We start from the raw sequence: 12,775 nt of genomic DNA, 5'->3' as shown, positions 1-12,775 counted from the left end.
ATGCACGCCATTCGGAGCCGGGGGGAATAAGGATTGGTTCGAAATTCACCCGCGTTTTCGAGCGGCTGATCCGTAACCCCATCCGACGGCGTTCCTGCGCCGAATACGTGAGGACGGGACGAGCCGTTCAGACCGGCGAAGGGGGAAACGGGTGGAGGCGGACGAACTTCTGGTGCTCGTGGCCGGAGGCGACCAGAAGGCCTTCGAGGATCTGTACGCCCTGGTGTCCGGGCCGGTCTTCGGGCTGGTACGCCGCGTGGTGCGCGATCCGGCCCAGTCCGAGGAAGTGGCGCAGGAGGTGCTTCTCGAACTCTGGCGCTCCGCCGCGCGCTACGACCCAGGCCGCGGCAGCGCACTCGCCTGGGTCCTGACCCTCGCGCACCGCAGGGCCGTCGACCGGGTCCGCAGCGCCCGCTCCGCCACGGAACGCGAACTGCGCATGGCCAGGCGGGCGAACGGCCCCGCCTTCGACCATGTCGCCGAGGAGGTCGAGGCCGGCCTCGAACGGGAATGGGTACGCCGCTGCCTGGACCGGCTCACCGCCCTGCAACGACAGTCCGTCACCCTCGCCTACTACGACGGCTACACCTACCGTGAAGTCGCCGAACGGCTCTCCCTGCCGCTCGGCACGGTCAAGACCCGCATGCGCGACGGACTCACCCGGCTGCGCGACTGCCTCGGAGGTGTCGCATGAGCATCCTCCGCCGCGGCGAACTGCACTCGCTGGCCGCCCCGTACGCCCTCGACGCCCTGGAACCCCATGAGCACAAGCGATTCGAGAAGCACCTGAAGCGCTGCGACAGCTGCGCCGCCGAAGTGCGCGCCCTGCGCGAGGACGCGGTCCGCCTCGCCTGGTCCACGGCCGCCCCGGCCCCCGCCGCGATGCGCGACCGGGTCCTGACGGCCATCCGGACGACCCCTCAGGAGCCGGCCCCCGCGGAACTCCCGGCACGGGCGGAACCCGCGGCCCGCACGCGTACGGAACGGCCGCCCTCCCGCGCCCGCCGCTCACCCTTCTCGGTCTTCCTCATCCCGCTGGCCTCCACCACGGCCGCCGCCGCTCTCGTCGTCGCCGCGCTCTTCGGCATGCAGGCGTCCCGGACGCAGGACCAGCTGGCCGAACAGCGGGCACAGGCACGTGAGATCGCCCACGTTCTCGCGGCGCCCGACGCACGGGCCGCCGCCGGACGTGACGCGAACGGTCAGGGCATCGGCGTCGTCGCGTCCGCCTCGCAGAAGACCGCCGTCGTCACCTCGGCCGGGCTCGGTACGCCTTCGAACGAAAGGGTCCACCAGCTGTGGCTCATGCGACCGGAGGAGAAACCGCGCTCCCTGGGACTCCTCGACGGCGACACGCCCTTGATTGCCACCGGACTGAACTCGGACGCGATCTCACTCGCTGTCACCGTCGAGCCCGACGGCGGCTCGCCGCAGCCCACCACCGCACCGGTTGTCCAACTCGCCCTGAAATCGCTCGGATTCGGAGAGTAATCGTCAACCCCCTTTGCGGGTAGGTGAATCCCGTGCCCGGGATACACGAGTGTGATGAGGGAGCGATAGGGTTAACCTGCCCGGGCCGGGTGCCCTCGTACGGGTGGGGAGTGACATGGAACAGATAACAGTGCGTGGCAGGGCGCGAGTCCCTGCGATCACGTGTGGGAGCAGCGCGACCAGTTCGCGCCTCGACCGCCATCTTTCGGTGATGGGTGGCCCTGCCATCCCTCAGCGTGAGGCGGCCGAGGCGACGTCTCTGATGCGCGAGCTGACCGCACGTGACACCGCGCACGACCGCACCGGCAGGAGTGCGCGAGTGAGGCGGGTCTCGCTCTTCGCACCGCTGCGCCGGCTGCGCCGTTCCCTGTTCGGCGGCCGCTGACAGGCGACCCCGGTCGTTGAACGGCGGCCGAAACCGAGCAGGACCAGCGGAATCAGCAGCATCAGTAGCACCAGCTGCACCAGAAGAATCAGCAGGACCAGAAGAATTCCGACCCGCGCTCAGGCGGACACACCGTCCCGGCGCAGTGCTGCGATCTCATCGCCCGTCATCCCCACGGCACGCAGCACCGCCTCGGTGTGTTCCCCGAGTGCGGGTACGGGCCCCATCCTCGCCGCCTCCCCGCCCGGCAGAGTGATCGGCGGCAGCAGAGCCCGCAGCGGCCCGACCGGCGACCGGACGTCCCGCCACCGGTCCCTGGCCGCCAGCTGCGGATGCTCCGCCACGTCCGACACGTCCCTCAGCAGCGCGCAGGCGATCCCGGCCGCCTCAAGCCGCGCCACCGCCTCCTCCGCGGTGAGCCCCGCGAGTGCCGTGACGACCAGTCCATCGGTACGGTCCCGGTTCTCGACCCGGGCCGCGTTCGTCGCGTACGCCGGATCGTGGGCCAGCTCCGGCCGCTCCAGCACGTGTTCGGCGAGGCGGCACCACTCCCGGTCGTTCTGCACCGACAACAGCACCCGCCCACCGTCACCCGTCCGATAGCCGTCGTACGGGGCGATGACGGCGTGCGCGAGCCCGGTGCGCGCCGGGGGAGTTCCTCCGTGCATCGCATGGTGCAGCGGATGCCCCATCCACTCGGCCAGCGCGTCCAGCATCGCCACCTCCACCGGTCCGCCGCGGCCCGTCGTCCCACGCCGCACCAGCGCCGCGAGCACCCCCGAGAACGCGTACATCGCCGCGGCGATGTCGGCCGCCGGAATGCCCGCCTTGACCGGCTGCCCGGCCGTCCCGGTCACGGACACGAGCCCCGCCTCGCACTGCACGAGCATGTCGTACGCCCGCTTGTCGGCGTACGGACCCGAGGGCCCGTAACCCGAGATGTCCACGGCGATCAGCCGCGGGTGCGCGGCGCACAGGGTCGCCGCGTCGAGACCGAGCCGCGCGGCGGCGCCGTGGGCGAGGTTCTGTACGAAGACGTCGGCGTCGGCGATCAGGCGGCGCACCACGTCGAGTCCGCGCGGGTCCTTCAGGTCGAGGGCGACGGATTCCTTGCCGCGGTTGCACCACACGAAGTGCGAGGCGAGCCCGCTCGCCGCGGTGTCGTAGCCGCGCGCGAAGTCGCCGCCGTCCAGGCGCTCGACCTTGATGACCCGCGCCCCCAGATCGGCGAGCTGCCGGGTGGCGAAGGGCGCGGCGACGGCCTGCTCGACGGCGACGACGGTGATGCCCTCCAGGGGCAGGGGCTGCGACTCCATGCGGGGATCATGGCCTGCGGGCCAGGGCTTTGTCATGCAGGGGCCGAGGGGCGGGGCGGCGGTCGGTTGGACGGCTGCAGGCCCGTGGGGGCCGGTCGCGCAGTTCCCCGCGCCCCTCCGAGGCGGGGCTGCGCCCCGGGGGTGGGGGCGGCGGGTGGGTTTGTCGGCTGCGGGTGCGTCGTGGCTGGTCGCGCAGTTCCCCGCGGCCCTGAAGGCGAAAGACCGCGCCGTTCCCCGCGCCCCTTTGGGGCCAAGGGGTTACAGCAGGGTGAACTGGCCCTCCGGGCCCTCCTCCTCGTGGGTCAGCACCGAGGCTGGAGCCTGCGCGGGGGTGGGGGGTGGGAGGATGCCCGCCTTGTGCAGGTCCGCCGTGGTGATGAGGGACTTGATCGGCAACTCCTGCTGCTGTGTACGCAGTTCGGACAGCAGGGTGAGGACTGTCACCAGTTCCAGGAGGTCGGTGGTCCAGGGCTGGGGCCAGGTCGGGGGGCGGACGGCCTCCAGCGTGCCGGGCTCGGGGTGGGTGATCCGGCTGCCGAACCACTGGTCCAGGACGCGGACGCCGCCGACCTCGAAGTCCCAGGCCGCGGGCGGGACGGGGGAGATGCGGCCCTCGTCGAGGTGGAGGGTCTCCTCCTCGCGGTCGTAGCGCGGTTCGGCCGGGAAGGGCGGCAGCGGGGCCCGTACGTAGGGGCGTCGGCCGCCGGGGAGTTTGGGGCGTTCCCCGTCGCGGCGCATCAGCCGCAGCATGCGGTGACCCAAATCCGTACCCACTGACCACAGTTCGGGGTCCGTGGTGAGCGGGACGGTCACCCCGCGCGGGCCCCGGCGGGCGACCGCGACCGTCCAGGCGAGGATGTCGAGCGGGGCGGGTGAGTGGCCGAGGCGGTCGGCCAGGAGGTCCGGCAGGCCCGGGGTCAGGTTCGGTTCGAGGCCACCGGGGCGCCGGTACAGGGGACGCACGCGGCCGGGGCGGGCGACGGCGGCCGCCTTCGCCCCGGGGGACTTCGGCTGCGGCGGGACCATCGGCAGCACCGACGCGACCAGGAGTGCCGGTCCGTCGGGCGAGGGCGGCTGTTCGACCGCGAACACCTGGTGCTCGTCGGCCACCCGCCACAGCTCGGGGCGCGCCGCGTCGATCAGCCGGTGGTCGGGGATCAGCCACTGCTCGTCGAACGGGCCGGTCTGGATCCGGACCGGCTCCGCGCACGGGCCCGAGGCGCGCGCCAGCCGGCCCGTACCGGAGGCCTGGCCGGGCAGCTGCCCCACGGCCGAGTGCAGGGTCCGCGCGCGGGTGGCGCCGAACAGCGCCTCCCGGTCGGGCCCCTCGGCCTTCACCAGGGCGTCCCACCGTGCTTTCAGGGACGCCGGGTCGGGCGCCGCCGGCCACGCCCGGCCCAGCCGGGGAGGTGCGACGGACCACGGCATGAGGTCCGCGAGCAGCGGAGCGTCGTCGTGCGTCACGCTCGGCATCGTACGACGTGGCCCGTCGGCGGCGGCCGGGTCCCGCACGGTCAGTGGGCGTCGAGGGTGACGGTGAACGAGAAACGGTCGCCCCGGTAGTGGATGCGGACCACGTCCAGCGCCCGGCCGTCCGCGCCGTGCACGACGCCCGTGTAGTGCAGGATCGGGCTCAGCAGCGGGACCTGGAGCAGCCGAGCGGTCTCCGGGTCGGCGAGCCGCGCCTCGACGGTGTCGGTGATCTGGCCGATCCGCGCCCCCGCGACATCCCGCAGGACCTTGGTCATGGGCCAGCGGACCAGATCCTCCGGATCGAACAGGGCCGCCAGCTCCGGCCGCACGTAGTTGCGCGCGTGGTTGGTCGGTTCACCGGTCTTCTCGTCGCTGCGCAGCCGGTGGTACGTGGCCACCTCCGCCAGATCCGGGAAGTACGCGGAGAGTTCGCCGGACACGGGCTCGCTGCCGTGGTCGAGCAGTTCCGTGGTCATGCCGGACTGCTGGGCCACGATGGCGTCCACCGAGCCGAGGAGGCGGACCGGCGCTCCCCGCAGGGCGCTCGGCTCGATGAACGTGCCGCGTCTGCGGTGCCGGGTGATGAGCCCCTCGTCCTCCAGCTCCTTGAGCGCCTGCCGCATGGTCAGCACACTCACCCCGTAGTGCTCCGCCAGCCGTTCCTCGGTGGGCAGGCGCAGTGGGTCCTGCGCGGACCGCCCGAGTATCGAGGCGCGCAGGGACTGCGACACCTGATACCAGAGCGGCAGCTTGCGGTTCAGGACGATGGAGTCCGGCGCGAAGGAGGTCACGAGGGTATCCGTACCGGTCGCGGGCGTCGGTTGCAACGGGCGTTCACGACGGGCGGCCACGGCGGCCACGAGCGGCGGTCGGGCAGGGCCCGCGTGAGCCGTGTGCCGTCACGGCCGCCCGCCCGCCCGGAAGTGCCGCTCAAGGCCCTGCCACACGTCGTCGTACGAGGCCTGCAGGTGCTCGGCGTGGGCGGCCTGCGCGGTGGCGGTGACCGGCCAGCGTGTCTCGAACATGAAGGCGAGACCGTCGTCGATCTTCTGCGGACGCAGTTCGGCGGCGCTGGCCCGCTCGAAGGTCTCCCGGTCGGGGCCGTGCGCGGACATCATGTTGTGCAGCGAACCGCCGCCCGGCACGAAACCCTCCGCCTTCGCGTCGTACGCGCCCTCGATGAGCCCCATGTACTCGCTCATCACGTTCCGGTGGAAGTAGGGCGGCCGGAAGGTGTCCTCTCCCACCAGCCAGCGCGGCGCGAAGACCACGAAGTCCACTCCCGCGAGGCCCGGGGTGTCGGACGGTGACGTCAGCACGGTGAAGATGGACGGGTCGGGATGGTCGTAGCTGATGGTGCCGAGCACATTGAAAAGGCGCAGATCGTAGGTGTACGGCACATGGTTGCCGTGCCAGGCGACGACATCCAGCGGCGAGTGGTCGTACATCGCGGTCCAGAGGTTGCCGCAGAACTTGTTGACCACTTCCACGGGCCCCGCCGCTGTGTTCCCTCCGTGCCCGTCGCCCTCCTCGTCCTCGTACGCGGCGACCGGTGCGCGGAAGTCCCGGGGGTTGGCGAGACCGTTGGCGCCGATCGGACCGAGATCGGGGAGCTGGAAGGGCGCCCCATAGTTCTCACACACATAACCCCGGGCGGTCGGGTGTGTGGTCCGCCCGTCGTCGTCGGAGGCGTCACCCAGCAGCTCCACACGGAAGCGGACCCCACGGGGAATCAGCGCCACATGTCCTGGCTCCACATGCAGCAGCCCGAACTCGGTGCGCAGGAGCAGCCCGCCGTGCTCGGGCACGATCAGCAGCTCGCCGTCGGCGTCGCTGAAGACCCGCCGCATGGAGGAGTTGGCGTGATACAGGTGCACGGCCATGCCGGTGCGCCGGGTGGCGTCGCCGTTGCCGCCGAGGGTCCACAGGCCCGCCAGGAAGTCGGTGCCCGGTGCCGGCTCCGGGAGGGGGTTCCAGCGCAGCCTGTTCGGGTCCGGCACCGACTCGGTGAAGGGGGCCGAGCGCAGGGTGCCGTTGTCGGTGCGGGTGAAGTCGGGGTGCGCGGCCGACGGGCGGATGCGGTACAGCCACGAGCGGCGGTTGTGCGCCCGCGGCTCGGTGAACGCCGAACCGCTCAGCTGCTCCGCGTACAGCCCGAGCGGGACCCGCTGCGGTGAGTTGCGGCCGTGCGGGAGGGCGCCCGGGACCGCCTCCGAACTGTGTTCGTTGCCGAACCCCGAGAGATACGTCAGCGCCTCGGCGGTCTTCCGCAGTGCCGTTGCGCTGGTGCGCGCGTCCCCGCTCATGAGTGATCGCTCCCTCGTTCTGATTCCTATGCAACACCGTAGGATTCGGTGAATCGGTGCGCAAGAGGGAGGGGCCGGGGCCCGGCGCGGGACGGCGGGTTCGCGCCAGACCCACGGAGGTGGCGTTTGGCCAGGAGCCGGCGCTTTAAGACCCGACTCGGTCCAAGAAGCCCCGACTGGGCCCAAGAAGCCCCGACTGGGCCCAAGAACCCGACTCCAGGGGGATCCGGCTGTCGGAGCGGTGCTCTAACCTCCCGGCATGTCGTGGACGCGCGCATTCCTCACCGCGCTCGCGGTCTGTGCCCTGTTCGGTGCTCTGCTCGTCGGAGCGACGGGCTGCGGGTCCGACGGCGCGCGCGAGGACGACGAGGTCAGACCGTCACCGGTGGGCAGGGTGCTGAAGGACACGGACGAGGAGGGGCGGCACTACCGTGAGATCGACAAGAAGAGCGCACCCGAGGTCGAGGTCGAGATACAGCCCGCGGTGGACGCAGGCTCGGACGGCGCCGACGCCGGCTGGGACGTCCGGCTGACGGTCCACGACTTCCGTTTCTCGCCGGCCGGCACACGGAAGAAGGCCGAACCGGGCCGCGGTTACGCGCTGCTCCGGCTGGACGACCGCCCCCTGTCCCTCCTCCGGGGCACAACCCACCACCTCCCGGCCGACGTCGTCCCGCGCGGCACCCACCGGGTGACGGTGCGCCTGCACGCCGACGACGACACGGTCTGGGCCGTGGACGGGGACCCGGTCGCCGGCACTGCGGACATCACGGTGTCGGACCCGGGTCCCACACCGACCTCGCACCGGACGCCGTCCCCCGACGGCCCGGAGCTCTCGGCACCCCCGACGGACGGCTGAGTCCCGAAGCCGGCGCCGCACGCGCCGCACGCGCCGCACTCCCCGCGACCGGCGCCGTCCCCCGCGCGCCCCCACCGCAGCGCGCCCGCGGCCGGCCGTGCGCCCGAGGCCGGCCGCGTGCGGCGGTGGATGAGTGGTACGGGCACCCACTTCGTACCCAAGGGCAAGGTTCACCGGAACCCGGCGGAAAGGCATCATGAAGCCCGTGCCCCCTGCGACCTCGCTGCGCCGTGCGCCCGTCCAGCGCCGTAGCGCCGAACGACTCACCCGTATCCTCGACGCCTGCGCCGACCTCCTGGACGAGGTCGGCTACGACGCCCTGAGCACCCGCGCGGTCGCCCTGCGCGCCGGAGTGCCCATCGGGTCCGTCTACCGGTTCTTCGGCAACAAGCGGGCCATGGTCGACGCGCTCGCCCAGCGCAACCTCGACATCTACACCGACCGTGTCACCCAGAGCCTCCGGAGGACCGGCGGCGGAGCGGGCTGGCGGGTGGCCATGGACGCGGTCCTCGACGAGTACCTCGCCATGAAGCGCACCGCGCCCGGCTTCTCCCTCGTCGACTTCGGCAACCAGATACCCGTCGGCACCCGTGACGCCGAGCCCAACACCCGCGTCGCCGACCGGCTGACCGACATGCTCTCCGGGTATCTCGACCGCGCCCCCGACGACGACCTCCGGCGTATCTTCCTCATCGCCGTCGAGGCCGCCGACACCCTCGTCCAGCTCGCCTTCCGCCTCGACCCGGCGGGCGACGAACGGGTCATCGACGAGACACGGGAACTGCTCCGGGCGTATCTCTCGCGCTCGCTCGACTGACCGACCGTGCGGCGGCGACGGAAGCCCGCCCTGCCGCCGGTTCCGGGATGCGCCGACATCCGCGTCCCGCACCCCCTCCCCACCGTCCATACCGGTCGGTATGCTCGGCCCGGTCAGGTCAGAGTCAGTGCGCCATCGATGTCGCCATCTCCTCGGAGGACCCGTGTCCACCACCGCCGGCTCCCACTCCCGTACGGCCCTGCGTATCTGCCCGCTCTGCGAGGCCACCTGCGGGCTGACGCTCACCATCGAGGGGACCCGGGTGACCAGCGCGCGCGGGGACCGCGACGATGTGTTCAGCCAGGGGTTCATCTGCCCGAAGGGAGCGTCGTTCGGGGCCGCCGACGGTGACCCGGACCGCCTGCGCACCCCCCTCGTACGCGAGGACGGCGAACTGCGCGAAGCCACCTGGGAGGAGGCCTTCGACGCGGTCGCCGCCGGACTGCGACCGGTCGTCGAGCGGTACGGGCCGCACTCCGTCGGAGCCGTCCTCGGCAACCCGAACGTGCACACCATGGCAGGCGCCCTCTACCCGGCCGTCCTGCTCTCCGGACTCGGCACGCACAGCGTGTTCACCGCGTCCACCGTCGACCAGATGCCCAAGCACGTCTCCAGCGGTCTCCTCTACGGCGACGCCAACGCGATCCCCGTACCCGACCTCGACCACACCGACCACCTGCTGCTGATCGGCGCCAACCCCCTGGAGTCCAACGGAAGTCTGTGCACCGCACCCGACTTCCCCGGCAAACTCAAGGCCCTCAAGGCGCGCGGCGGCACCCTCACGGTCATCGACCCCCGCCGCACCCGCACCGCCAAACTCGCCGACCGGCACGTGGCCGTCCGCCCCGGCACCGACGCCCTGCTGCTCGCGGCCATGGCACATGTCCTCTTCGACGAGCGGCTCACCGACCTCGGTGAGTTGAGCGAGCTGGTCCAGGGATACGACGAACTGCGCGACGCCGTAAGCGACTTCACGCCCGAGGCCGCCGCCGGGGCCTGCGACGTCGACGCCGACACCATCCGTGCGCTCGCCCGTGAACTCGCCGCCGCGCCCACCGCCGCCGTGTACGGCCGCATCGGCAGCTGCACCGTCCCGCACGGCACCCTCGCCAGCTGGCTGGTCGACGTCCTCAACATCCTCACCGGCAACCTCGACCGGCCCGGCGGCGCCCTCTTCCCGCAGGCCGCCACCGACCGCACACCCCGCCCCGCGGGACCTGGCCGCGGCTTCGCGCTCGGCCGCTGGCACAGCCGCGTCAGCCGTCACCCGGAGGCCAAGGGCGAACTGCCGCTCGCCGCGCTCGCCGAGGAGATCGACACCGCGACGACCGAGGGCGAGCCGATCCGCGCCCTCGTCGTCATCGCCGCCAACCCGGTGCTCTCCGCCCCCGACGGCGACCGCCTCGACAAGGCCCTCGACTCGCTCGACTTCATGGTCAGCGTCGACCCGTACCTGAACGAGACCTCGCGCCACGCCCACGTCGTGCTGCCGCCGCCCCCGCCCTCGCAGAGCCCGCACCACGACTTCGCCTTCAACACCCTCGCCGTACGCAACCAGGTCCGTTACACCCGGGCCGCCGTCCCCCTGGAACCCGGCAGGATGGCCGAGACGGAGATCCTCGCCCGGCTCGTCCTCGCCGCGACCGGCATGCACGGCGCCGACCCCTCCGCCGTCGACACCCTGGTCATCGACCAGACCCTCGCCAAGGCGGTCAAGGAAGCACACTCCCCGGTGCACGGCCGTGACCCCCGCGAACTCGCCGCCGCCCTCACCGGTGACACCGGCCCCGAGCGCCGCCTCGACCTGATGCTGCGCCTGGGCCCGTACGGCGACGGATTCGGCGCCCGCCCCGACGGCCTGAGCCTGAAGAAGCTGCTGGCCTCGCCGCACGGCATCGACCTCGGGCCGCTCCGGTCGCGCCTCCCCGGCCCCCTCAAGACCCGCAGCGGACTCGTCGAACTGCTTCCTCAGCCCCTCGCCGACGACCTCCCGCGGCTCAGGGACGCCCTGCGGCAGCGTCCCGATGGCCTCGTGCTGGTCGGCCGCCGCCATCTGCGCTCCAACAACAGCTGGATGCACAACATCCCCGCCCTCACCGGTGGCACCAACCGCTGCACGCTGCACATCCACCCCGACGACGCCGGACGCCTCGGCGTCACCGACGGGGCACCCGTGCGCGTGAAGGGCGCCGGAGGAGAGGTCGTCGCCCCCGCAGAGGTCAACGACTCCGTACGACGCGGCGTCGTGAGCCTGCCGCACGGCTGGGGACACGACAGGCCCGGCACCCGGCTGCGGCACGCCACCGCGGACCCCGGCGTCAACGTCAACCAGCTCCTGGACGGCAGTCTGCTCGACCCGTTGTCCGGCACGGCCGTGCTCAATGGCGTACCCATCGACGTAGCGCCCACAGGCACAACGCCGTGACCAGGAGTTTTGCGCTTATTGCTCTCGTGTCAACATCTTGTTAAGGCTTGTCGGCCCGACCTAACGTCACTCGAACCGCCGTCCCTGGTGGGAGTTCAAGGGCGAACGTTAGGTATCCACTCATGCTGACCATCCTCGGCTTCACCATGATCGCGACCTTCCTGGTCCTGATCATGATGAAGAAGATGTCGCCGATCGCGGCGCTGGTGCTGATCCCGGCACTCTTCTGTGTGTTCGTCGGAAAAGGCGCCCACCTCGGCGACTACGTCATCGAAGGGGTGGGCACCCTCGCGCCCACCGCCGCGATGCTGATGTTCGCCATCGTGTACTTCGGCGTCATGATCGACGTCGGCCTCTTCGATCCGGTCGTCCGGGGCATCCTCAAGTTCTGCAAGGCCGACCCGATGCGCATCGTCGTCGGTACGGCCCTGCTCGCCGCGATCGTCTCCCTGGACGGGGACGGCTCGACCACCTTCATGATCACGGTCTCGGCGATGTACCCGCTGTACAAGCGCCTCAAGATGAGCCTCGTGGTGATGACCGGTGTCGCCGCCACCGCCAACGGCGTGATGAACACCCTGCCCTGGGGCGGCCCGACCGCCCGCGCCGCCACCGCGCTCAAGCTCGACGCCGGCGACATCTTCGTCCCGATGATCCCGGCGCTCGCCGTCGGCCTGGTCGCCGTCATCGGCCTCGCGTACGTCCTCGGCCTGCGCGAGCGCAAGCGCCTCGGTGTGCTGAGCCTGGCCGACGTCCTGGAGAAGGAGAAGGAGAAGGGCGAGGCGCAGGAGGAGGAGGAGCTGCGGGAGACCGAGACGGTGCTCGTCGGTGCGGGTGCCGCAGGTGCCTCCGGTGCCTCCGATGGCTCCAGTGCCTCTGGTGCCTCTGGTGACGGCAAGGTGCGCTTCGCCAAGACCACGGGCGGATCGGGCACCGGCACCGGCACCGGCACCGGCTCCGGTACCGACGCGGACGCCTCGGCCGGCTCCGGCGGCGGAGCCGGGGAGGACGACGTGGACGACGTGGACGACGTACGTCTCCAGGGTCTCGACCCCAACCGCGCGACCCTGCGTCCCAAGCTGTACTGGTTCAACGCGCTGCTCACGGCCGTCCTGCTCACCGCCATGATCATGGAACTGCTGCCGATCCCGGTCCTGTTCCTGCTCGCCGCGGCACTCGCCCTGACCGTCAACTTCCCGAACATCCCGGACCAGCGCGAACGGCTCGCCGCGCACGCCGACAACGTCCTCAACGTCTCCGGCATGGTCTTCGCCGCCGCCGTCTTCACCGGCGTCCTCCAGGGCACCGGCATGGTCGACTCCATGGCCAAGTGGCTCGTCGACGGCATCCCCGACGGCATGGGCCCGCACATGGCCGTCGTCACCGGCGCCCTGAGCCTGCCGCTCACCTACTTCATGTCGAACGACGGCTTCTACTTCGGCGTCCTGCCGGTCCTCGCCGAGGCCGGTAACGCGCACGGCGTCTCGTCGCTGGAGATCGCCCGCGCCTCCCTCGTGGGCCAGCCGCTGCACATGTCGAGCCCGCTGGTCCCGGCCGTGTACGTGCTGGTGGGCATGGCCAAGGTCGACTTCGGCGACCACACCAAGTTCGTGGTCAAGTGGGCCGCCCTCACCTCACTCGTAGTGCTCGGGTCCGGAATCCTGTTCGGCATCATCTGAGCCATGGCTGTCCGATGAAGAACG

The 12,775-nt window shown here is 71.5% G+C and carries 11 protein-coding genes; 7 read left to right on the top strand and 4 right to left on the bottom strand.

Annotated elements, in window-relative coordinates:
* The first annotated feature begins 103 nt into the window (after nucleotides 1-103).
* The 3 genes from C6Y14_RS36190 to C6Y14_RS36180 all read left to right on the top strand — a co-directional run bounded on the left by C6Y14_RS36190 (nucleotide 104) and on the right by C6Y14_RS36180 (nucleotide 1,876).
* Nucleotides 104-694 carry a sigma-70 family RNA polymerase sigma factor gene (locus C6Y14_RS36190; protein WP_107021128.1) on the top strand — a complete coding sequence of 197 codons (591 nt, stop codon included), beginning with the start codon at nucleotides 104-106 and terminating at the stop codon, nucleotides 692-694.
* Entirely contained in the window at nucleotides 691-1,491 is an 801-nt protein-coding gene (locus C6Y14_RS36185; protein WP_107021127.1) for an anti-sigma factor, read from the top strand. The genes C6Y14_RS36190 and C6Y14_RS36185 overlap by 4 nt, the downstream gene beginning before the upstream one ends.
* A 115-nt stretch (nucleotides 1,492-1,606) precedes the next feature.
* Nucleotides 1,607-1,876, top strand: a complete 270-nt coding sequence (locus C6Y14_RS36180; RefSeq protein WP_107021126.1) for a hypothetical protein — start codon at nucleotides 1,607-1,609, stop codon at nucleotides 1,874-1,876.
* A 119-nt stretch (nucleotides 1,877-1,995) separates the two neighbouring features.
* Here C6Y14_RS36180 and C6Y14_RS36175 read toward each other — a convergent pair whose 3' ends face one another.
* From C6Y14_RS36175 to hmgA, 4 genes are all read right to left on the bottom strand, one after another.
* Nucleotides 1,996-3,192, bottom strand: a complete 1,197-nt coding sequence (locus C6Y14_RS36175; protein ID WP_107021125.1) for a CaiB/BaiF CoA transferase family protein — start codon at nucleotides 3,190-3,192, stop codon at nucleotides 1,996-1,998.
* 258 nt (nucleotides 3,193-3,450) lie between these two features.
* The gene (locus C6Y14_RS36170) at nucleotides 3,451-4,665 is read right to left on the bottom strand and encodes a type ISP restriction/modification enzyme (protein ID WP_107021124.1); all 1,215 of its coding nucleotides are present in this window, start codon (nucleotides 4,663-4,665) and stop codon (nucleotides 3,451-3,453) included.
* A 41-nt stretch (nucleotides 4,666-4,706) separates the two neighbouring features.
* A complete protein-coding gene (locus C6Y14_RS36165; RefSeq protein ID WP_107021123.1) occupies nucleotides 4,707-5,456 on the bottom strand; it encodes a GntR family transcriptional regulator in 750 nt (249 codons plus the stop codon).
* A gap of 108 nt (nucleotides 5,457-5,564) precedes the next feature.
* Entirely contained in the window at nucleotides 5,565-6,971 is a 1,407-nt protein-coding gene (gene hmgA, locus C6Y14_RS36160) for a homogentisate 1,2-dioxygenase (RefSeq protein ID WP_107021122.1), read from the bottom strand.
* Nucleotides 6,972-7,230: 259 nt separating this feature from the next.
* Here hmgA and C6Y14_RS36155 point away from each other — a divergent pair, with 259 nt between their 5' ends.
* The 4 genes from C6Y14_RS36155 to C6Y14_RS36140 all read left to right on the top strand — a co-directional run bounded on the left by C6Y14_RS36155 (nucleotide 7,231) and on the right by C6Y14_RS36140 (nucleotide 12,751).
* Nucleotides 7,231-7,830 carry a hypothetical protein gene (locus tag C6Y14_RS36155; protein WP_225891453.1) on the top strand — a complete coding sequence of 200 codons (600 nt, stop codon included), beginning with the start codon at nucleotides 7,231-7,233 and terminating at the stop codon, nucleotides 7,828-7,830.
* 196 nt (nucleotides 7,831-8,026) lie between these two features.
* A complete protein-coding gene (locus C6Y14_RS36150) occupies nucleotides 8,027-8,647 on the top strand; it encodes a TetR/AcrR family transcriptional regulator (protein WP_107021121.1) in 621 nt (206 codons plus the stop codon).
* Nucleotides 8,648-8,810: 163 nt separating this feature from the next.
* On the top strand, nucleotides 8,811-11,072 hold the full coding sequence (locus tag C6Y14_RS36145; RefSeq protein WP_225891452.1) for a molybdopterin oxidoreductase family protein: 2,262 nt from the start codon (nucleotides 8,811-8,813) through the stop codon (nucleotides 11,070-11,072).
* 122 nt (nucleotides 11,073-11,194) lie between these two features.
* Nucleotides 11,195-12,751 carry a CitMHS family transporter gene (locus C6Y14_RS36140; RefSeq protein WP_107021119.1) on the top strand — a complete coding sequence of 519 codons (1,557 nt, stop codon included), beginning with the start codon at nucleotides 11,195-11,197 and terminating at the stop codon, nucleotides 12,749-12,751.
* The last annotated feature ends 24 nt before the right edge of the window (nucleotides 12,752-12,775 follow it).

Source organism: Streptomyces dioscori (assembly GCF_003024195.1).
In the GTDB taxonomy this organism is placed as follows: domain Bacteria; phylum Actinomycetota; class Actinomycetes; order Streptomycetales; family Streptomycetaceae; genus Streptomyces; species Streptomyces dioscori.
Note: the sequence above shows the minus strand (reverse complement) of the source record. Positions and strands in the feature narration are given on the sequence as shown.